The organism is Stenotrophomonas sp. STEN009, from assembly GCF_056760395.1.
Window position 1 is genome coordinate 1 of sequence record NZ_JBRRES010000041.1, and the last position, 20,789, is coordinate 20,789.

The 20,789-nt window shown below is 65.6% G+C and carries 16 protein-coding genes and 2 tRNA genes; 1 reads left to right on the forward strand and 17 read right to left on the reverse strand.

The annotated features are described in order from the left end of the window. Positions 1-195: 195 nt before the first annotated feature. Positions 196-1,386: a glycoside hydrolase family 18 protein gene (locus ACVOMM_RS16175; protein ID WP_263175193.1), complete on the reverse strand. Its 1,191-nt coding sequence runs from the start codon at positions 1,384-1,386 to the stop codon at positions 196-198. A 260-nt stretch (positions 1,387-1,646) separates the two neighbouring features. On the opposite strand from ACVOMM_RS16175, the gene ACVOMM_RS16180 reads away from it, so the two are divergent. Next, positions 1,647-2,693 (forward strand): serine hydrolase domain-containing protein, encoded by a 1,047-nt coding sequence (locus tag ACVOMM_RS16180; protein ID WP_227255344.1) that lies wholly within the window; start codon positions 1,647-1,649, stop codon positions 2,691-2,693. On the opposite strand, the gene ACVOMM_RS16185 is transcribed toward ACVOMM_RS16180, so the two are convergent. The 16 genes from ACVOMM_RS16185 to nuoI form a co-directional block, all read right to left on the reverse strand. Then, positions 2,662-4,224: a winged helix-turn-helix domain-containing protein gene (locus ACVOMM_RS16185; RefSeq protein WP_481526500.1), complete on the reverse strand. Its 1,563-nt coding sequence runs from the start codon at positions 4,222-4,224 to the stop codon at positions 2,662-2,664. The genes ACVOMM_RS16180 and ACVOMM_RS16185 overlap by 32 nt on opposite strands. Positions 4,225-4,360: 136 nt before the next feature. Continuing rightward, positions 4,361-6,469, reverse strand: a complete 2,109-nt coding sequence (gene pnp, locus ACVOMM_RS16190; protein ID WP_053518678.1) for a polyribonucleotide nucleotidyltransferase — start codon at positions 6,467-6,469, stop codon at positions 4,361-4,363. A gap of 151 nt (positions 6,470-6,620) precedes the next feature. Then, positions 6,621-6,881, reverse strand: a complete 261-nt coding sequence (gene rpsO, locus ACVOMM_RS16195; protein ID WP_005417886.1) for a 30S ribosomal protein S15 — start codon at positions 6,879-6,881, stop codon at positions 6,621-6,623. Positions 6,882-7,053: 172 nt separating this feature from the next. After that, a complete protein-coding gene (gene truB / locus ACVOMM_RS16200; protein WP_481526501.1) occupies positions 7,054-7,962 on the reverse strand; it encodes a tRNA pseudouridine(55) synthase TruB in 909 nt (302 codons plus the stop codon). 111 nt (positions 7,963-8,073) lie between these two features. After that, positions 8,074-8,457 (reverse strand): 30S ribosome-binding factor RbfA, encoded by a 384-nt coding sequence (rbfA, locus tag ACVOMM_RS16205; RefSeq protein ID WP_053518676.1) that lies wholly within the window; start codon positions 8,455-8,457, stop codon positions 8,074-8,076. A gap of 123 nt (positions 8,458-8,580) precedes the next feature. Continuing rightward, positions 8,581-11,223, reverse strand: coding sequence for a translation initiation factor IF-2 (infB, locus tag ACVOMM_RS16210; RefSeq protein WP_065181857.1), 2,643 nt, complete (start codon positions 11,221-11,223; stop codon positions 8,581-8,583). 92 nt (positions 11,224-11,315) lie between these two features. Further along, a complete protein-coding gene (nusA, locus tag ACVOMM_RS16215; protein WP_053518673.1) occupies positions 11,316-12,827 on the reverse strand; it encodes a transcription termination factor NusA in 1,512 nt (503 codons plus the stop codon). A 4-nt stretch (positions 12,828-12,831) separates the two neighbouring features. Further along, positions 12,832-13,422 (reverse strand): ribosome maturation factor RimP, encoded by a 591-nt coding sequence (gene rimP, locus ACVOMM_RS16220; protein ID WP_053518672.1) that lies wholly within the window; start codon positions 13,420-13,422, stop codon positions 12,832-12,834. A gap of 367 nt (positions 13,423-13,789) precedes the next feature. Then, positions 13,790-13,866 (reverse strand) — tRNA-Met (locus ACVOMM_RS16225). Positions 13,867-13,948: 82 nt separating this feature from the next. Beyond that, positions 13,949-14,025 (reverse strand) — tRNA-Met (locus ACVOMM_RS16230). 126 nt (positions 14,026-14,151) lie between these two features. Further along, complete coding sequence (nuoN, locus tag ACVOMM_RS16235) at positions 14,152-15,612, reverse strand: NADH-quinone oxidoreductase subunit NuoN (protein WP_053519920.1); 1,461 nt, start codon at positions 15,610-15,612, stop codon at positions 14,152-14,154. Positions 15,613-15,627: 15 nt separating this feature from the next. Further along, on the reverse strand, positions 15,628-17,136 hold the full coding sequence (locus ACVOMM_RS16240; protein ID WP_053519919.1) for an NADH-quinone oxidoreductase subunit M: 1,509 nt from the start codon (positions 17,134-17,136) through the stop codon (positions 15,628-15,630). A 23-nt stretch (positions 17,137-17,159) separates the two neighbouring features. Next, positions 17,160-19,322, reverse strand: coding sequence for an NADH-quinone oxidoreductase subunit L (nuoL, locus tag ACVOMM_RS16245; protein ID WP_053519918.1), 2,163 nt, complete (start codon positions 19,320-19,322; stop codon positions 17,160-17,162). Between the two features lie 7 nt (positions 19,323-19,329). Continuing rightward, entirely contained in the window at positions 19,330-19,635 is a 306-nt protein-coding gene (nuoK, locus tag ACVOMM_RS16250; protein WP_053519917.1) for an NADH-quinone oxidoreductase subunit NuoK, read from the reverse strand. Beyond that, complete coding sequence (locus ACVOMM_RS16255; RefSeq protein WP_053519916.1) at positions 19,632-20,291, reverse strand: NADH-quinone oxidoreductase subunit J; 660 nt, start codon at positions 20,289-20,291, stop codon at positions 19,632-19,634. Before ACVOMM_RS16255 ends, nuoK begins: the two co-directional genes overlap by 4 nt. A 9-nt stretch (positions 20,292-20,300) precedes the next feature. After that, positions 20,301-20,789, reverse strand: a complete 489-nt coding sequence (nuoI, locus tag ACVOMM_RS16260; protein ID WP_053519915.1) for an NADH-quinone oxidoreductase subunit NuoI — start codon at positions 20,787-20,789, stop codon at positions 20,301-20,303.

Here is a 20,789-nt window from a genome sequence, read left to right on the forward strand (position 1 = left end):
TGGGTGCGGGGGTGGGGGGGGCCGCGGGGGGGGGGCTGGGGCGTGTTTTCTGTTGCGCCGCCGGCGCGGGGGCTTGGGGTTGGGGTTGGGGGCGCGGGGGGGGGGCCCCCCACCCCGGGGGGCGCAACGGCGACCCCAACAGCGTCTGGGCCGACTGACCGCCCCGCCGGGCCATGCCGGCGGAGCGCGGCGCCTTCAATCGCCCACGCGGGCCTTGTGCCAGGGCGCCAGCATCGCGTTGAGCAGGCTGGCCTGTTCATCGTCGCCGGTCAGCTCCCACATGAAGACACCGGCCAGCCCCTGTTCGCGGGCGAACTGCGCCCGCAGGCCGATCGAACGCGGGTCTTCATAGCTGATGAAGACGTTCTCCCGCGGGTTGTACAACCACGGGCTCTGCGCCTGCGGGTGCCAGTGCCTGGTCCAGCCCGGCTGATCGAGGTAACGCGCCTTGATCACCCGCCAGTCGCCGGCATCGGCCGGCGCACTGTAAGCCTGGTACAGGCCGTCGGCAGTCTCCCCGGTCACCTTGAAGCCGCGCCCGTAGAACGGCACGCCCAGCACCAGTTTGTCCGCCGGCACGCCATGTTCGCGGTAGTACTGCACCGCACCGGCCACGTTGTTCCAGCGCCGCAGTTCCGGCGCCAGCGGGTCGGCCGGCACTTCATGCAATGGCGCGTTGAAGGTCGACACGGCCGAAAAACCGGTACCCATGTCGTAGCTCATCAGGTTGATGAAATCGAGTATCCGGGCCAGCGCCGGCAGGTCGTAGCTGGCGGCGGGATCATAGGGGCCATCGGTCTGCAGCCGGCCAGCGGCCAGCGCGGCGGTCAGCAGCATCGGCTGCCCTGCCCTGCGCCCGTACGTATCGAGCGCGGTACGGAACGCCTGCGCCAGGCGCGTCATGTTGGCCCGGTCCTGCGGACGATGGGCCAGTTCCTTCGGGCCGCCACTGACCGGGAACTCCCAGTCGATGTCCACGCCATCGAAGCTGCCTGCGTGCCGCTCGAAGAACAGCGTCATGCAGGAGTCGACCAGGCGCCTGCGGCTGGCTTCGGTCAGCGCGGCATCGGAGAACCCACCGGCGCCCCAGCCGCCGATCGAGATCAGCGTGCGCAGATGCGGATGCGCTTTTTTCAGGTCAGCCAGCTCGGCAACGTTCTTCGATGCGTCCGCACCGATCACGCATCGGCCGTCTTCGATGGTGGAGAACGCGTAGAACAGATGCGTCAGGCGCTCGGCTGGAATGCTCGAAACCGGATAGCGCCCGGCCGAGCCACCGGGGTAGTAGGCGCCGAAGATCGGCGACTGCGCCGGCGCAGCGTGCACTGCGCCGGGCACGGCAGCGGTGACGAGTACGGCAAGGACGGCCAGGGTCTGGCGGAACATGGGATCTCCCGGTTCGAAGGCGCAGCCACGGTAGCAAACCGATCACGCCCCGGCGCGGCTTCATCGAATGTCGTCCACTGGACAGGCACGGACGCCCGCAGGATGACATCGGCATGTCCCTGACGCCCCACGGCAGGACAGCGCGCTGCCGTCGCCGGTACTGGCCCTTCAGAATTCTTCAGACACGCTTCCAGCACTTCAGCGAAGGACCGGGCTCAATCCAGTCTCCTTTCCGATGGAGCCCGACCATGCGTCCGTTGATGTCCTTCCTCCTTCTGCTGCTGGCATTCATGCCCCACACCACCGGCGCCGCAACGCCCGCCTCCGTCCGCCTGCCCGCCCTGGAGCAGGCCATCGCCCGCGATGACCTCAAGCAGATCCGCAGCGTGCTGCTGCAGGTCGACGGCAACGTCGTCTACGAGGGCTACTTCAACGGCGCGGACGCGGGCACCCTGCACGATGTGCGCTCGGCCAGCAAAAGCGTGACAGCACTGCTGATCGGCGCCGCCATCGGCGAGGGGGCGCTGCCGGGCGTGCAGGCCCGGGTCTACGACTACTTCCCCGGATTCACCGCGCGCCACGTCGTCGACCCGCGCCTGCGCGCCATCACCCTGCAGGATCTGCTGACCATGAGCAGCCTGTGGGAATGCGACGACGAGAACCCGTTCTCGAGCGGCCACGAAGAGCGCATGTACGTGAGCGAGCGCTGGCTGGACTTCGCCCTGTCCCTGCCGGTGAAGGGCTTCGCGCCCTGGATGCAGCGACCGGAGGACAGCCCTCATGGCCGTTCCTTCGCGTACTGTACGGCCGACTCGTTCGTGCTCGGCGCCGTGCTCGAGAGGGCCACCGGCATGCCACTGTCGGACTATGCCGCCCGGGCACTGGAGCGTCCGCTGGGCATCACCGAGAGCCACTGGAACCGTTCACCGGAGGGCATCGGAATGGGAGGCGGCGGCACGCGCTACCGCAGCCGCGACCTGGCGCGGCTGGGGCAGCTGGTGCTGGATCAGGGGCGCGGCAATGGCCGGCAACTGGTTCCCCGTGATTTCATCGCTGCAATGATCCAGCCACAGGCCCGCACTGGCGATGGCAGCGAGTATGGCTACCAATGGTGGGGCCTGCAGCTGACGGTGCAGGGCAGGCAGCGGACCGTGTGGGCGATGTCCGGCAACGGTGGCAATTATGTCTTCCTGATTCCTGACAGGAATGCCGTGGCCGTAGTCACCAGCCAAGCCTACAACCGCAGCTTCGCCCATCCGCAGTCGCGGCGGATTCTCACTGAGTTCCTGCTTCCCGCACTGCGCTGAGACCGGACAGATCGGAGGGTCGCCATGCGGCGGCGAGGACCTGCGCGCGCTGCCTGGCGACATCCGCATCGATACGCGCCAGCAGCGGCTCCCACTCCGGCGCGCTGCGCAGCGGAGCATACAGCGGCGTGGCACGCAGCCATGCCGCATCGCGGAAGCCATCGTCCACCGCCTGGTGCAGCGCGGCCACGGCGGCCTTCGCATCACCCACCGACTGCAAGAGCAGAGCCCGCTCGAGCGCAGCATCGGCCCAACCATCACCACTCCCCGCCGGCAGGCGCTGCAATCGCGCACGTGCCCATGCCGGATCGATGGCCGTCGATCCGTACAGGCCCGCCAGCGTCTCTCCCAACGATTGCTGCGGCCGCAGCCGGTGCGCCGTCGCGAACGCCTCGGCCGCCGCCGCGGTGTCACCGGCCAGCAATGCCAGTTCTCCCTGTAGGCGCAGCAGCTGGGGGTGTGGTGTGCCACGCGTCAATGCGATGGCCAGCTCCTCCCGGGCGCGCCCGGCGGCCCCGGCAACGTACAGGCTGCGCGGCCACGCGATGTTGGCGAACACGTTGTCCGGGTAAAGCTGGAAGTTGCGCGCATGGCGCTGCGCTGCCGCCTGGGTGAAACCGAGCAGTTCCATTTCGCGCGCCACCTGCACATCACGGAAGCGGATGCGTTCGGGTGCCTTGAGCGCGAGGTTGGCGCGCAGCGCCAGCGACAGGTGGCCCTGCTCCTGCTGCAGGTAGGCCAGCGATGCGCGGGTGCGCTCGTCCGCAGGATCGAGCTGGATCGCGCGCACGTAGTCGGCTACCGCATCGTCCATCCGCCCAAGGCAATCATGCGCATACCCGCGCAGGGCGTACGTAGCACCGTCATGCGGCGCCCGTGCACGTTCGGAGTTGGCCAGCGCCAGCGCTTCGTGCATCTGCTGCGGAGAACCGTTGAACAGGCATCCCTGCGCCGACAATGCACGTGCCAGCCCACGCCGGGCCGCACTGGATTCGGGATCGACCTGGAGTGCCTGGCGGTAGAGGGCGATCGCGCGTTCGTTGTTGCTCGCCTGGCCGATGCCGGCGTAATAGTCCGCGCGCTGCAGCAGGGACGTCGCTGCGGCGGGCGGAGCCTGGTCCGGCCACGCCAGCACCGCCACCGCCAACCCGCCCACCGCCACCAGCGCTGCAGCCCACCACCAGCGCCCTCGTGACGATCCGATCACTGGCGGCGGTGCCATCGGTATCGGTGCGGCGCACAGCTGATAGCCACGCCCACGCACCGAACGGATGTAGCGCGGCCGACGGCTGTCATCGCCGAGTGCCTGCCGCAGCAGTTTCACCCGCTGACTGACCGCATCCTCGCCAACCACCGCAGGTGCCCAGACCTGGGCCGCCAACGTGTCGAAATCCACCACACGGGTGCCGTGTGCAAGCAGCACGTCGAACAGGGTCCAGCTCAGGCCACTGATGGGCAGGGCCTCACCGGCCCGGCTCACGCGCTGCGCCGGGCGGTCGATGTCCAGGTCGAGCAGGCGCAGGAGGTCCATGACAACAGCATAGCGGCAAGCCCGCTCAGGATGCCGGACAAAGAAAAAGCGGGCCGAAGCCCGCTTTCTCATTCCAGCGATGTCAGCGGCGGTGCTCAACCCGGGTTGACACCTGCCGTGATCGACCGTGGGTCGATCATTCGGCGCTGGCGCCCTCGCCTTCTTCCACGGCCTTCATCGACAGGCGGATACGGCCCTGCTTGTCGACTTCCAGCACCTTGACCTTGACCACATCGCCTTCCTTCAGCTTGTCGCCGACCTTCTCGACGCGCTCGCTGGAGATCTGCGAGACGTGGACCAGGCCGTCCTTGCCCGGCAGGATGGTGACGAACGCGCCGAAGTCCATGATCTTGGCGACCTTGCCTTCGTAGATGCGGCCCGGCTCGACGTCCGAGGTGATCTGCTCGATGCGGGCCTTGGCGGCCTGGGCAGCGATCGCGTTGACCGAGGCAATGACGATGGTGCCGTCATCCTGGATGTCGATCTGGGTGCCGGTTTCCTTGGTGATGGCCTGGATGGTCGAGCCACCCTTGCCGATCACTTCGCGGATCTTGTCCGGGTGGATCTTGATGGTCAGCAGGCGCGGCGCGTAGTCGGACAGTTCCGAACGCGGAGCGGTCAGGCCGTGGGCCATTTCGCCCAGGATGTGCAGACGGCCAGCCTTGGCCTGCTGCAGCGCCTGCTTCATGATCTCTTCGGTGATGCCTTCGATCTTGATGTCCATCTGCAGGGCGGAGATGCCCTCAGCGGTACCGGCCACCTTGAAGTCCATGTCGCCCAGGTGATCTTCGTCACCCAGGATGTCGGACAGGACGACGAAGCGGTCGCCTTCCTTGACCAGACCCATGGCGATACCCGCCACCGGGGCCTTCACCGGCACGCCGGCGTCCATCAGGGCCAGCGACGAACCGCAGACCGAGGCCATCGACGAGGAACCGTTCGACTCGGTGATTTCCGAGACGACGCGGATGGTGTACGGGAAGGCTTCCAGCGACGGCATGACAGCCAGCACGCCGCGCTTGGCCAGGCGACCGTGGCCGATCTCGCGGCGCTTCGGACCCATCATGCGGCCGCACTCACCCACCGAGAACGGAGGGAAGTTGTAGTGGAACAGGAAGTTTTCCTTGTACTCACCGGCAACGGCATCGATGACCTGACCGTCGCGGGCGGTGCCCAGGGTGATGGTCACGATGGCCTGGGTTTCGCCGCGGGTGAACAGCGAGGAGCCGTGGGTACGCGGCAGCACGCCGGTCTTCACGGAGATCGGGCGGACGGTATCCAGCGCACGGCCGTCGATGCGGACCTTGGTGTCCAGCACCGAGTCGCGCATGGTGCGGTATTCCAGTTCGCCGAATTCCTTCGACAGCTCGGCCGGGTTCCAGCCTTCGGCAGCCACGCGGCCGGCCAGGGCTTCGACCACGTCCTTCTTGATCGCCGAGATGGCGTCGCGACGCTGCAGCTTGTCACGCACCTGGAAGGCTTCGCCCAGGCGCGGGCCGATGGCTTCCTTCAGGGCGGCGATCAGCGCTTCGTTCTTGGCCGGGGCTTCCCAGGTCGACGGCTTGGTGCCGGCTTCGACGGTCAGCTCGTTGATCGCGTTGATGACCTTCTGCATTTCGCGGTGACCGAAGGTCACGGCGCCCAGCATCACTTCTTCCGACAGCAGCGCGGCTTCGGATTCGACCATCAGCACGGCGTTGGAGGTACCGGCAACGACCAGTTCCAGCTGCGAGTCAGCCAGTTCACTGACGGTCGGGTTCAGGATGTACTCGCCGTTCTTGTAACCGACCTTGGCAGCGCCGATCGGACCCATGAACGGGGTGCCGGCCAGAGCCAGGGCCGCCGAAGCACCGATCAGGGCCGGAATGTCACCGTCCACGTCCGGGTTCAGCGACATCACCGTGGCGATGATCTGCACTTCGTTCTTGTAGTCTTCCGGGAACAGCGGACGGATCGGACGGTCGATCAGACGCGAGATCAGGGTTTCCTTCTCGGTCGCACGGCCTTCGCGCTTGAAGAAACCACCCGGAATGCGGCCGCCGGCGTAGAACTTCTCCTGATAGTCGACGGTCAGCGGGAAGAAGTCCTGGCCTTCGCGCGCGCTCTTGGCGGCGACGGCGGTGACCAGCAGTACGGTGTCGTCCATCTTGACGATGACGGCGCCGCTGGCCTGACGGGCGACTTCGCCGGTCTCAAGCGTGACGGTGTGCTTGCCGTACTGGAAGGTTTTGGTGATTTTTGCCACGGAGGGTGTCCTTGGGGATGCTGTCTGCGAATTTGGACCGTCGGCGACCCTTGCCGCCAGCGGGTGACCGGATCGTTCCGGCCTGAATCGGGGATTGCGGTACTACAAAACAAAACCGCGGCGCATCGCTGCGCCGCGGGGGATTCGTTGCTTAGCGACGCAGGCCAAGCTTCTCGATCAGGGCCTTGTAACGCTCGACGTCCTTCTTCTTCAGGTAGTCGAGCAGGCTGCGACGGCGGTTGACCATCTGCAGCAGGCCGCGGCGGCTGTGGTGATCCTTCTTGTGGGTCTTGAAGTGGCCGGTCAGCAGTTCGATGCGGGCGGTCAGCAGGGCCACCTGGACTTCCGGGGAGCCGGTGTCGGCGGCGCTGCGCTTGTTGTCTTCAATGACCTTCTGGGTGTCGATCGACATGTCTTTTTCTCAGTGATGCGTGGCCGGCAGGAACGCGCTTCGCGCACCGCCAGGCTCGCCGTGGACTACAGGGATGAAACCTGCGCGGGGCAGGCTGCCAGAAAATGGCCGCGAAATTGTAACGGCCAGGGGCTCCGGGGACAAGGACCGGGGCTGAACCGCCCCGCCCTGCTCAGAGGTTGAAGCGGCGCTGCGGGGCCAACAGGCCACTGTCATCGACCTGACCGAGGCCCTGGACAGCGGCGTCCGGACCGAACACCGCCACCAGACCGCGCGGCCAGCCGGCATCGCGCAACCGCTGCCCCATGCAGAACCGTTGCGTCTGGCCGGCGTCCAGCTCGACCCGCGGATACCCGGCCAGACCGTCGGCCAGCGGCAGCAGCAGCGCATCCATGGCCGCCAGGTCGCCCGTTTCGACCATGGCCCGCAGCTGGTCCAGGGTGACCATCGCCGGCTCGCGGAACGGCTCCACCCACAGCCGGCGCAGGGCGCTGATGTGCGCACCACAGCCCAGCGCCTCGCCGAGATCACGCGCCAGGCTGCGGATGTAGGTACCCGAGCCACAGGTGACGCGCAGGCGCAGCCGCTCGGGCTGCCGTTCCAGGACCTCGATGGCATGCACCTGGACCTGCCGCTCCGGCGCCTCGATGGCGTCGCCGCGGCGGGCCTTCACGTACAGCGGCTCGCCTCCCTGCTTCAGCGCTGAATAGATCGGGGCCCGCTGGCGGATGCTGCCGGTCAGCGGTGCCAGCGCGGCCTGCAGGACGTCAGCAGTGATCTGCGGCACCGGGCGCTGCAGCAGCACCTCGCCTTCGGCGTCATCGGTGTCGGTGGTCTGGCCGAGCACGATCTCGGCGTCATAGGCCTTGGCCGAGCCCAGCAGCAGGCCGGCGATCTTGGTCGCCTCGCCGAAGCACAACGGCAGCAGGCCGGTGGCCAGCGGGTCGAGACTGCCGGTATGCCCGCCCTTCTCGGCACGGAACAGGCGGCGCGCCACCTGCAGGGCAGCGTTGGAGCTCATGCCGGTCGACTTGTCGAGCAGCAGGATGCCGTCCAGGCGGCGGAACTGAATTCGGGTCATGACAGATACGGGTGTAGCGCCGGACCATGCCCGGCAAGCGCGCGGCGCGGCCTGCATCAGACATCGCGCAGCCGGAATGCAGCAACGCCGGGCATGCCCGGCGTCGCGCGGTTATTCTTCGTCGCTTTCGCGGCGCTTCTCGGCAGCCACGGTGTCGGGCAGATCGCGCAGGATGTTGTCGATGTGCTCGCCCCGATCAACCGAGTCGTCGTAATGGAAATGCAGCTCCGGCACGTGACGCAGCTTCATCGCCCGGGCCAGGTCCATGCGCAGGCGATAGCCCAGTTCCTTCAGGCCGGCCACCGCTTCGGCCGAACGTTCCGGCATCAGCGCGGTGACGAAGACCTTGGCATGGGCCATGTCGCGAGTGATTTCCACGTCGGACACGCTCACCGAGGGCAACCCGTGCTCGCGCACGGCGTTGTGCACCAGGGTGCCGAGTTCACGGCGCAGCTGGGCGGAGACACGGTCGGTTCGATGGAAAGTCTTGGGCACGCGGTCGGGCTCTTGAATTGAATGTGACCCGACCAAGGTCGGGCCCTACCGGGAGAGACGGCCCGACCGGGGTCGGGCGCCACCAGGGGCGGACCGGCCCGAGAGGGCCGGTCCATTGCAGCATTACAGGGTACGCGGCACTTCGATGCGCTCGAAGCACTCGATCTGGTCGCCCGGCTTGACGTCGTTGTAAGCCTTCACGCCGATACCGCATTCGGTACCGTTGCGGACTTCCTCGACGTTTTCCTTGAAGCGACGCAGCGATTCCAGCTCGCCTTCGAACACCACCACGCTGTCGCGCAGGACGCGGATCGGCTTGCTGCGCTTGACCACGCCTTCGATGACCATGCAGCCGGCGACGGCGCCCAGCTTGGAGCTGCGGAAGACATCGCGGACCTCGGCGATACCGATGATCTCTTCGCGGATCTCCACGCCCAGCAGACCGGAGGCCACCTGCTTCACCTGATCGATCACGTCATAGATGATCGAGAAGTAACGCAGGTCCACGCCGTTGGATTCGATGATGCGACGGGCCGAAGCATCCGCACGCACGTTGAAGCCGATGACGGTGGCCTTGGAGGCGGCAGCCGAATTGGCGTCCGACTCGGTGATGCCGCCCACGCCGGAGTGGATCACGTTGATGCGGATGTCGTCGTTGGACAGCGCGACCAGGGCCTGGCTCAGCGCCTGCACCGAACCCTGCACGTCGGCCTTGATGACCAGGTTGAGGACCTGCTGGCCCTCACCCTTGCCCAGGGTCGCCATGATGTCTTCCATCCGGCTGCCCGCCGTGGCGACCAGGCGCGACTCGCGGCGCTTGGTCTCACGCTGCTGGGCAACGTCCTTGGCCAGACGCTCGTCCTCCACCACCACGAAGTCGTCACCGGCTTCCGGCACGCCGGACAGGCCCAGGACCTGCACCGGGATGGACGGGCCGGCAAACTCCGGCTGCTTGCCGGTTTCGTCGAACAGCGCTCGCACGCGGCCGTACTGGATGCCGCACACCAGGTAATCGCCCTTCTTCAGGCGGCCCTGCTGCACGAGCACGGTGGCGACCGGGCCGCGGCCCTTGTCCAGCGACGATTCAATCACCACGCCGGACGCGCGGCCTTCATCGACAGCCTTCAGCTCCAGCAGTTCGGCCTGGATCGAGATGGCGTCCAGCAGGTCGTCGATGCCCAGGCCGGTCTTGGCCGAGATCTCCACCATCTGGGTGTCGCCACCGAAGTCTTCGGCCACGACCTGCTCGGTCAGCAGTTCGTTCTTGACCCGCATCGGATCGGCGTCGGACTTGTCGATCTTGTTGATTGCCACGATCAGCGGCACGCCGGCGGAACGGGCATGCTGGATCGCTTCCTTGGTCTGCGGCATCACGCCGTCATCGGCAGCGACCACCAGCACCACGATATCGGTCAGCTTGGCACCGCGGGCACGCATCGAAGTGAAGGCTGCGTGGCCCGGGGTATCCAGGAAGCTGATCACGCCCTTCGGCGTATCCACGTGGTACGCACCGATGTGCTGGGTGATGCCGCCGGCCTCGCCGGTGGCGACCTTGGTGCGGCGGATGTAATCCAGCAGCGAGGTCTTGCCGTGGTCGACGTGGCCCATGATGGTGACCACCGGCGGGCGCTGCACGGCTTCGCCCTGGTTTTCACCGGTCGATGCCAGCAGTGCGTCTTCGGCGTCGTTGTCGTTGGCACGGATCGCCTTGTGGCCGAGTTCCTCGGTCACCAGCGCCGCCGTGTCGTGGTCGATGGACTGGGTGATGGTGGCCATCACGCCCATCTTGAACAGCGCCTTGACCACCTCGCCGCCCTTCAGCGCGAGCTTCTGCGCCAGGTCGGCCACGGTGATCGTGTCGCCGATCGCCACTTCACGCACGACCGGTGCGGTCGGACGTTCGAAGGCATGCGGACCGGCGTTGCTGCCACCGCGCGACATGTCGCGACGGCCGCCGGCCTGGTTCCGGCCGCCCGGACGACCACGGGTCGTGCTGTTGCTGTTGCCACGACGTGCACGGTCGGCGGCCGACAGGTGCATCTGGCCGGAGAAACGATCGCCCGGGCCACGCTCGTTGCGCGGCGCGCTGCGGTTGTTGCGGTCCTCGCTGCGTGGCGGAGCGCCACGCGGGGCAGCCGGGGCTGCGGCCGGGGTACGCGGCGGACGCGGTGCGGTTTCGTCGATCGGAGCGCGCGTCTTCGGCTGGCTGGCGGCCAGCGCCTCGGCGGCCTTGGCGGCAACCGCTGCTTCCTCTGCAGCCTTCTTCTCGGCTTCGGCACGCTCCTTGGCGGCAATCTCTTCCTCGCGTGCACGGACGATGGCCTCGTCGCGCAGACGGTCCTTCTCGGCCAATGCCTGCTGTTCGGCGAGGTTGCGGGCGCGCGACTCTTCCAGCTTGCGCAGGATGTCGGCGCGCTCTTCGTCCGGAGTCATCGCACGACCACCATCGGACTTGACGTAGGTACGCTTCTGGCGCACCTCGACATTCACGGTCGTCTTGCTGCGACCGGAATTGACCGTCACTTCCTGCTGTTTACGGCGGTTGAGGGTGATCTTCTTTGCAGACTGATCGGTCTCTTCCGGCGCCTGCTCGGGCTTGCCGTGCGAACGACGAAGGAAGCCCAGGAGCTTCACCTTCTCGGTGCTGGTCACGACCTGGTCGGGACCGCTGAACTTCATGCCGGCACCGGCCAGCTGTTCAAGCAGTTTTTCGACCGGTGTGTTGACCAGTTCGGCAAGCTTGCGGATGGTGGTTTGCTGCGACATTCGGATCCTATGATCTTGTGGGCGCCCCCCCGCATCTGGAGGTGGCGCGGATTCTACGCCCTGAGCGGCTCAGGGCCCTGTTCATTGCCGGCTCATTCGCCGCGTTCCAGTCGGGCGATCTCCTCGGCACGCGCGGCCAGGATCAGCGCGGCGGCGCGCTCCTGGTCCAGCCCTTCGATGCCGAAGTCCACGACCTCGTCGGCGGCCAGATCGGAGAGATCCTCGCTGGTGCGCACGCCGTGGCCGGCCAGCGCATACGCGGTGGCTTCGTCCATGCCCTTCAGGGACAGCAGGTCCTGCGCCGGCTGGCCGTCTTCAAGGCCTTCCTCGACTGCCAGGGCCTCATTGAGCAGCGCATCGCGGGCACGAGCGCGCAGCTCTTCGACGATATCCTCGTCGAAACCTTCCACGGCCAGCAGTTCGCCGACCGGGACATAAGCGATTTCCTCGACGGTGCCGAAGCCTTCGCTGACCAGGATGCCGGCGATCTCCTCGTCCACTTCCAGCTTGTCCATGAACAGCTGGCGGGCCGAAGCCTGCTCGGCCTCCGACTTGGCGGTGACCTGGTCCTGGGTCATCACGTTGAGCTGCCAGCCGGTCAGGCGGCTGGCCAGGCGCACGTTCTGGCCACCCTTGCCGATCGCCTGGGCCAGGCGGTCCTCGGCAACGGCCAGATCCATCGAGTGCTTGTCCTCATCGACGATGATCGACTGCACCTCGGCCGGCGCCATCGCATTGATGACGAAGTTGGCCGGGTTGTCGTTCCACAGCACGATATCCACGCGCTCGCCATTGAGCTCGTTGGACACCGCCTGCACGCGCGAACCGCGCATGCCGATGCAGGCACCGATCGGATCGGTGCGCTGGTCGTGGGCCAGCACGGCGATCTTGGCGCGGTCGCCCGGATCGCGGGCACAGGCCTTGATTTCCACCAGGCCCTGACCGACTTCCGGCACTTCCAGCTTGAACAGCTCGATCATGAACTCCGGCGCGGCGCGGCTGATGAACAGCTGCGGGCCACGCGGCTCCGAGCGCACTTCGGCCAGGTAGCCGCGGACGCGGTCACCGGCGCGCAGCACGTCGCGCGGAATGCCCTTGTCCTTCGGGATGAAGCCTTCGGCGTTGCCGCCGAGGTCGACGTAGATGTTGCCACGCTCGGCACGCTTGACCACACCGGTGATCAGCTCGCCGACGCGGTCCTTCCATGCATCCACGACCTGCTGGCGCTCCGCTTCGCGAACGCGCTGCACGATCACCTGCTTGGCGGCCTGGGCGGCGATGCGGCCGAAGTCCGGGTTCTCGATCTGCTCTTCGATGTAATCGCCGACGTCCACGCCCTCGGCTTCATCGATGGCGTCCATCAGGCGGATCTGGCGGTCGGGCGACTCCATGACCACGTCATCGGCCACCACTTCCCAGCGACGGAAGGTTTCGTAGCTGCCATCCTTGTGGTCGATGACCACGCGGGTCAGCACTTCCTCGTCGGGATAGCGCTTCTTCGCTGCCGAGGCCAGGGCGGCCTCGATGGCATCGAAGATCACTTCACGCGGCACGCCCTTCTCGTTGGCGACCGCGTCGACTACCAGCAACAGTTCCTTGCTCATTGGCTCACTCCGCGCGCGGCTTCTTTGCCGCCGGCTCGTTGGAAGAAGAATTCTTGTTCGGCTTCGGACGCTTCGGTGCCGGACCGGTCGGCTTGCTCGGGGCCAGCCCCAGCGCCACCCAGTCGGGCAGGATCCGTGCCTTGTCGATGTTGTCCGCCGACACGACCACTTCGGCCTTGTCGACGATGAAGGTGATGGTGCCCGCAGCCTCGTCGGTCGCTTCGATACGGCCCTGCAGGCGACGTCGGTTGTCCTGCGGCAGCTTCAGGGTGACCTTGGCCGACTCCCCCAGGTGGCGAGTGAACTGCTCCAGGTTGAACAGCGGACGATCGACGCCCGGCGAGGACACTTCCAGCGTGTAGTTGCCGCTGATCGGGTCTTCGACGTCCAGCTGCGCCGACACTTCGCGGCTGACCCGCTCGCAGTCGTCGACATTGATGATGCGCTCGGGCTGTTCAGCCAGCGGAACGTCGATGTAAAGGCGCAGGGTCGCACCGCCGGGGGCCGGCAGATACTCAACGCCCAGCAGCTCCAGGCCCAGCGACACAACGGTCGGGGCGAGCAGATTCGCGATGTCGGTTGCCTTGTCGCTCACAGCCTGCCTTGATCTCTTGGTTGGGTGCCGGCCATGGCCGGCATGAACATGACGCCCCGGAAACGACAAAGGGCCCGCAGGGCCCCTTTTTCCGGAAAGACTCCGGTGACTGGATTCCGGTTGCAGCACGCCGCGAAGGCATGTTGCGAGCCCTCCTTCCGGGTGAGGTCTCCCCAGGGGAGCGCCGCCTTCAGGGGTACTGCTTAGGCCGATGATGATAGCGGCTGCACCGCGCTGGTGCAAGGCAGGGACCCGGGTCAGATCCCTTTTCCACGGAAAAAGGGATCTGACCCCGAACACGTGGAAAGCACACAGACCTCAAAGAAAAACGCCTTCGAAGCAGGACTTCGAAGGCGATCTCTTTACTTGGTAGCGGGGGCAGGATTTGAACCTGCGACCTTCGGGTTATGAGCCCGACGAGCTGCCAGACTGCTCCACCCCGCATCAGAAGCGGAATCATGAGGCATAACTGCAATAAATGCAAGCTTTCCCTCATTCATCAAGCCGGATGGCGCCGGCCTGATGTTGGTAGCGGGGGCAGGATTTGAACCTGCGACCTTCGGGTTATGAGCCCGACGAGCTGCCAGACTGCTCCACCCCGCACCGGAAGTGTTTGAGCTGCTGCCCCACCCTGACGAGGGGGATGTCGCAACGATGTTCTGGCTGAACCGCTGCAGTGACAACTCAGGCTGCGCATATTACACGAATCGCGCAGCTTTGTGTCAACTTTTATGCAAGATGCGCAAAAGCCTGCTGGCACCAGACCATGATCGGGTTCCAGGCCAGGCCCAGGGCCAGCAGCGCCAGCGCGTTCACGCCCAGCACCAGGCCCAGCACGCGGTCGTTGCTGCGCGGAATGGCCTCGCCCACCGGCTCATCGAAGTACATGACCTTGATGACCCGCAGGTAGTAGAAGCAGCCGACCACTGCGCACAGCACGCCGAGGATCGCCAGCCACAGCAGGCCGCCGTTGACGGCCGCACCCAGCACCGCCAGCTTGGTCCAGAAGCCGAGGAACGGCGGAATGCCCGCCAGCGACGCCATGATGCACAGCACCAGGCCGGCCATCCACGGGTTGCGGGCGTTCAGGCCCTTGAAGTCCTCGATGTTCTCGGCCTCGAAGCCGGCACGCGACAGCGCGATGATCGCGCCGAAGGCAGCGGTGGACATGATGGCGTAGGCCAGCGCATAGAACAGCGCGGCAGCGTAGCCCTGCGAGCCACCACCGGCGATGCCCATCAGCAGGAAGCCGATGTGCGAGACGGTGGAGAACGCCAGCATGCGCTTGAGATTGCTCTGCGCAATCGCCATCAGGTTGCCGATCACCAGCGATACGGCGGCCAGGCCGGCGATCAGCAGCTGCAGCTCGGTCGACAGCGGACCCACGCCCATTTCCAGCAGGCGGTAGGCCATGCCGAACGCAGCCAGCTTCGGTGCCGAGCTGATGAACAGCGCGATCGGCGCCGGCGCACCCTGGTAGACGTCCGGCAGCCACATGTGGAACGGTGCCGCACCCAGCTTGAAGGCCACGCCCGCGATCATGAACACCGCGCCGGTGATCAGCAGCACGCGCTCTTCGGAATGCGGGATGGCATCGCGGATCACGTCCAGGTGCAGGCTGCCGGTGGCGCCGTAGATCAGCGACATGCCATACAGCAGCAGGCCGGAGGCAAGCGAACCGAGCACGATGTACTTCATCGCCGCTTCCGAGGCCAGGCCGCTGTCGCGGTTGCTGGCCACCAGCGCATACGAGCACAGCGCCAGCAGTTCCAGGCCCAGGTAGACCATCAGCAGGCTGCCGGCCGAGACCAGGATCATCATGCCGGCCGTGCCGAACAGGATCAGCACCGGGATCTCACCCTGGAACAGGTTGCGGTCGCGCAGGTAGCGCCAGCCGTACACAAGGGTCAGGCCGCTGAGCAGCACGATCCCGGTCTTCATCACGTCCGCGGCGGTATCGCGCACGAACATGCCATGGAAGACCTCTCCCTGCCCGCCCACGCCGGTCGCCAGCATGAACAGCACGACGGCCAGTGCAGCAACCGAGAACAGGTGGGTGACGATCTTGTTCCGCTCGCTGACGAACAGGTCGAGGATCATCAGGGCGAAGGCGCTGCCGATCAGCACCAGCTCGGGGGCGAGCGGAGGCAGGTCAGCAGCGGTCAATGGCAGCAGCGGCGAGGTGGTCATCATCAAATCCTGGAATTACAGCAGCTTGCTGGATGCGATCTGCATCGCCAGCTTCGCGATCGAGGGCTCCATCAGGTCGGTCAGCGGCTTGGGGTAGATGCCCAGGGCAAGCACGCCGATGGCGAACACGCCCAGCACCAGCCATTCGCGGCCGTTGATGTCCTTCAGTTCGGCGACATGGCTGTTGGCCACTTCGCCGAAGAAGATGCGCTTGTACAGCCACAGGGTGTAGGCCGCACCGATGATCAGGGTGGTGGCCGCGCCCAGGGCGATCCACGGGTTACGCTGGAAGGCGGACAGGATGACCATGAACTCGCCGACGAAACCGCTGGTGCCCGGCAGGCCCGCATTGGCCATGAAGAACAGCATGGCGAAGGTGGCGAACCAGGGCATCACATTGACCACGCCGCCGTAATCGGCGATGCGGCGGCTGTGCATGCGGTCGTACAGCACGCCGACACAGGAGAACATCGCACCCGACACGAAGCCGTGCGAGATCATCTGCACCATCGCGCCCTGCAGGCCCAGGCGGGCCGCATCGACGTTGCCGGCTTCACGCACCAGCCACAGGGCAATGAAGGTACCCAGGGTGACGAAACCCATGTGCGCGATCGACGAGTACGCGATCAGCTTCTTCATGTCGTCCTGGACCAGGGCGACCAGGCCAACGTAGATCACCGCGATCAGCGACAGCGCGATCACCAGCCAGGCCCACTCCAGCGAAGCATCCGGCACGATCGGCAGGTTGAAGCGCAGGAAGCCGTAACCACCGATCTTCAGCGCGATGGCGGCCAGGATCACCGAACCGGCGGTCGGCGCTTCCACGTGCGCATCCGGCAGCCAGGTGTGCACCGGGAACATCGGCACCTTGACCGCGAAGGCGATCAGGAAGGCGAAGAAGATCCAGGTCTGCTCCTTGGCCGTCAACGGCAGCGCGTACAGATCGGCCAGCTGGAAGCTGCCGCCCTTCATGTACAGGTAGATCAGCGCCACCAGCATCAGCACGGAGCCGAGGAAGGTGTAGAGGAAGAACTTCAGTGCGGCGTAGATGCGACGCGGGCCACCCCAGACACCGATGATGAGGAACATCGGGATCAGCATCGCTTCGAAGAACACGTAGAACAGCATCGCGTCCGTCGCAGCGAAGATGCCGACGGTGACGCCTTCCAGGATCAGGAAGGCCGCCACGTACTGGTTGACGCGCTTGTCGATCGCGCTCCAGGCACCGATCAGGGCAAGCACGCTGACCAGGGTGGTCAGCAGGATCAGCGCCACGGCGATGCCGTCCACGCCCAGGTTGTAGCCGATCTTGTACGCCGGGATCCACGCATGGGTCTCGACGAACTGCAGGCCATCGATGCCCGGGTTGTAGCCGCCCAGCAGCGAGAGGCTCGCCACGAAGGTCAGCACCGCCACGCCCAGCGACGCCCAGCGGGCGGTCTGAGCATCACGGATCGCAAGGATCAGGGCACCACCGATGATCGGCAGCCAGATGAGGACACTGAGTAGAGGCCAGTTCGACACGTCTTCTTATTCCGTACAGGTCATCAACGCAGGTAATGCATCAGCACGCCCAGCAGGGCAATCAGGCCGATGATCATCGCGAAGGCGTAGTGATAGAGGAAACCGGATTGGGTACGACGCAGCACGCCGGCTGCGACGTCCACAACACGTGCCGAGAGATTGACCACGCCGTCGACGATGTTGCTGTCGATCCAGCGCGAGACCCTGCCGAGCTTGACGCTGCCACCCGCAAAGCCATCGATCCACAGCTTGTCGAAGCCGTACTTGTTTTCCAGCACCGACACCAGCGGGGCGAAGGCCTTGCGTGCCTTGCCCGACAGGTCCGGCTTCCACAGGTAGAACAACGCGGCCAGCAGGAAGCCCGCCAGGGTCAGCCAGAACGGCGGCAGCATCATGCCGTGCAGCGCGAACGCCACCGGGCCATGGAACTCCTCGCCGAGGAAGGCCACGGTGTTCTTGGCCGGATCGTAGAAGTCGACGATGCCGGTGAAGAACGTGGTCGCCTGGCCCTTGATCGCCTCATGGGCGTGGTGGCCGGCCCAGTCGGTGCCGTGCAGCATCGGACCGATGCTGAAGAAGCCGATGGCGATCGACGGGATGGCCAGCAGGATCAGCGGCAGAGTGACCACCCACGGGGTCTCGTGCGGCTCGTGCGCGCCGTGGCCATGACCGTGGTCGTCATGGTGGGCGTCGGCATGGTGCGCATCAGCGGCATGGTGATCGTCATGGCCGTGGCCATGATCGTCATGCGCGTCGCGGAAGCGCTCCTTGCCATGGAAGGTCATGAACAGCAGGCGGAAGCTGTAGAAGCTGGTCACCAGCACGCCGCCCAGCACCGCCCAGTAGCCATAGGTGGCCACCCAGCTGCCCTGGATATGGGCATGGATCTCGGCGGCCTCGATGATGGTGTCCTTCGAGTAGAAGCCGGAGAAGAACGGCGTACCGACCAGGGCCAGGGTACCGATCCACATGGTGATGAAGGTGATCGGCATGTACCTGCGCAGGCCGCCCATCTTGCGCATGTCCTGCTCGTGGTGCATGGCGATGATGACCGAACCGGCGCCGAGGAACAGCAGCGCCTTGAAGAAGGCGTGGGTCATCAGGTGGAACACGGCAGCCGAATAGGCCGAAACACCCAGCGCCACGGTCATGTAGCCCAGCTGCGACAGCGTCGAGTACGCGACCACGCGCTTGATGTCGTTCTGCACGATACCGATCAGGCCGGTGAAGAAGGCCGTGGTGGCACCGATGAACAGGATGAAGTCCAGCGCGGTCTGCGACAGCTCGAACAGCGGCGACATGCGGGTGACCATGAAGATACCGGCGGTCACCATGGTCGCGGCGTGGATCAGCGCCGAGATCGGCGTCGGGCCTTCCATCGAATCCGGCAGCCACACGTGCAGCGGGACCTGGGCCGACTTGCCCATGGCGCCGATGAACAGGCAGATGCAGATCAGGGTGGCGATCGACCAGATCACCGGCTCGTTCAGCAGCTGCATCCCGAACAGGGTTCCGTCCCAGATCTGCAGCTGGGCGCGCGGGTCGGCCAGCATGCTGGCCTGCGAGAACACCTCGGAGTAGTCCAGGGTGCCGAACACCCACAGCACGCCGGCGATACCCAGCAGGAAGCCGAAGTCACCGACGCGGTTGACCAGGAACGCCTTCATGTTGGCGAAGATCGCGGTCGGGCGCTTGAACCAGAAGCCGATCAGCAGGTACGACACCAGGCCCACCGCTTCCCAGCCGAAGAACAGCTGAAGGAAGTTGTTGCTCATCACCAGGGTGAGCATCGAGAAGGTGAACAGCGAGATGTAGCTGAAGAAGCGCTGGTAGCCCGGATCGTCCTGCATGTAGCCGATCGTGTAGATGTGGACCAGCAGCGACACGAAGGTCACCACCACCATCATCATCGCGGTCAGCTTGTCGACCATGAAACCGACGTGGGCCGAGTACTGGCCGACTTCGAAGAAGGTGTAGACGTTCTGGTTGAACGGCTGCGCCCCGCCCCACAGCAGCTGGTAGAGCGTGTACATCGACAGGCCGCACGCAACCGCAACGCCGAGGATGGTGATGGTCTGCGCGCCGAAGCGCTTGACCTGGCGACCGAACAGGCCGGCGATGATGCTGCCGAACAGCGGTGCAAGCACCACTGCGATCAACAGACTCTTGGAGAGAGTGATTTCCATCTGTGGATCAGCCCTTCAGCGAATCGACTTCGCCGACATTGATCGTGCGGCGGGTACGGAACAGGGTCACCAGGATCGCCAGGCCGATGGCGGCCTCGGCAGCGGCGACGGTCAGGATGAAGAACACGAACAGCTGGCCGGATGGATCGCCCAGCTGGCGCGAGAATCCGACGAAGTTGATGTTCACCGACAGCAGCATCAACTCGATGGACATCAGCAGCACGATGATGTTCTTGCGGTTGAGGAAGATGCCGGCAAGGCTGATGCAGAACAGCACCGCGCCCAGCGCCAGGATATGGCCCAGAGTGATCATGCCTTGGTCTCCTCTTCGCCCGCCGCAGGCGTGCTGTTGCTGTGCACCACCGGCTGCTCGGCACTCATCTTGACCACGCGCAGGCGATCGTGCGCCTTGACCATGGTCTGCTGCGTCGGGTTCTGGGTCTTCAGGCCTTCGCGGCGACGCAGGGTCAGCATCACCGCGGCCACCACGGCCACGGTCAGGATGACGGCGGCAAACTCGAACGGCAGCAGGTACTCGGTGAACAGGCTGCGGGCCAGCCAGGTGACGTTGGACGTGTCAGCGGCCAGAGCGGCGGCATTGTCGGCCGGGAACGGGTTGACCGCCCTGCCCTTGACGCCGATCAGCATCAGCATCTGCACCAGCATCGCCACGGCCACGACCAGGCCCACCGGCAGGTAACGCACCCAGCCCTCACGCAGGTTCGACGGATCGATGTCAAGCATCATCACCACGAACAGGAACAGCACCATCACCGCGCCGACGTAGACCAGCACCAGCGCCACACCGAGGAACTCGGCGCCCACCAGCAGCCACACGCAGGCAACGGAGAAGAAGGTCAGCACCAGGCACAGAACGGCGTGCACGGGGTTGCGCACGCTGATCACCGCCGCGGCGGAGATGCCGGCCACGATGGCGAAGACCCAGAAAGCGATATTTACCCAATCCATCTCTCGACCTCAGCGGTAAGCGGCATCGGCGGCGCGACGCTCGGCGATCTCGGACTCGAGACGGTCGCCCAGGGCCAGCAGCTGCGGCTTGGTAACGATGTTTTCGCCACGATTCTCGAAGTGGTACTCGAGGATGTGGGTTTCGACGATCGAGTCCACCGGGCAGCTTTCCTCACAGAAGCCGCAGAAGATGCACTTGAACAGGTCGATGTCGTAGCGGGTGGTGCGGCGGGTGCCGTCCTCGCGCTTGGCCGAATCGATGGTGATGGCCAGCGCCGGGCAGACCGCCTCGCACAGCTTGCAGGCGATGCAGCGCTCTTCACCGTTGGGATAGCGGCGCAGCGCATGCAGGCCACGGAAGCGCGGCGACTGCGGGAACTTCTCCATCGGGTACATCATCGTGTACTTCGGCCTGACGCTGTACTTCAGCGTCAGCCAAAGGCCGGCCAGCAGTTCGAGCAGCAGCAGGCTCTTGAAGTAATGGGTAATCCTGTTCAT

What these genes read in the sequence shown, in the direction of transcription:
- nuoL (WP_053519918.1), bottom strand. Translation starts at nt 19,322, where the DNA reads ATGGAAATCACTCTCTCCAAGAGTCTGTTGATCGCAGTGGTGCTTGCA.
- ACVOMM_RS16185 (WP_481526500.1), bottom strand. Translation starts at nt 4,224, where the DNA reads ATGGACCTCCTGCGCCTGCTCGACCTGGACATCGACCGCCCGGCGCAG.
- ACVOMM_RS16180 (WP_227255344.1), top strand. Translation starts at nt 1,647, where the DNA reads ATGTCCTTCCTCCTTCTGCTGCTGGCATTCATGCCCCACACCACCGGC.
- nuoK (WP_053519917.1), bottom strand. Translation starts at nt 19,635, where the DNA reads ATGATCACTCTGGGCCATATCCTGGCGCTGGGCGCGGTGCTGTTCTGC.
- infB (WP_065181857.1), bottom strand. Translation starts at nt 11,223, where the DNA reads ATGTCGCAGCAAACCACCATCCGCAAGCTTGCCGAACTGGTCAACACA.
- nusA (WP_053518673.1), bottom strand. Translation starts at nt 12,827, where the DNA reads ATGAGCAAGGAACTGTTGCTGGTAGTCGACGCGGTCGCCAACGAGAAG.
- truB (WP_481526501.1), bottom strand. Translation starts at nt 7,962, where the DNA reads ATGACCCGAATTCAGTTCCGCCGCCTGGACGGCATCCTGCTGCTCGAC.
- ACVOMM_RS16175 (WP_263175193.1), bottom strand. Translation starts at nt 1,386, where the DNA reads ATGTTCCGCCAGACCCTGGCCGTCCTTGCCGTACTCGTCACCGCTGCC.
- nuoN (WP_053519920.1), bottom strand. Translation starts at nt 15,612, where the DNA reads ATGACCACCTCGCCGCTGCTGCCATTGACCGCTGCTGACCTGCCTCCG.
- rpsO (WP_005417886.1), bottom strand. Translation starts at nt 6,881, where the DNA reads ATGTCGATCGACACCCAGAAGGTCATTGAAGACAACAAGCGCAGCGCC.
- ACVOMM_RS16255 (WP_053519916.1), bottom strand. Translation starts at nt 20,291, where the DNA reads ATGGATTGGGTAAATATCGCTTTCTGGGTCTTCGCCATCGTGGCCGGC.
- nuoI (WP_053519915.1), bottom strand. Translation starts at nt 20,789, where the DNA reads ATGAACAGGATTACCCATTACTTCAAGAGCCTGCTGCTGCTCGAACTG.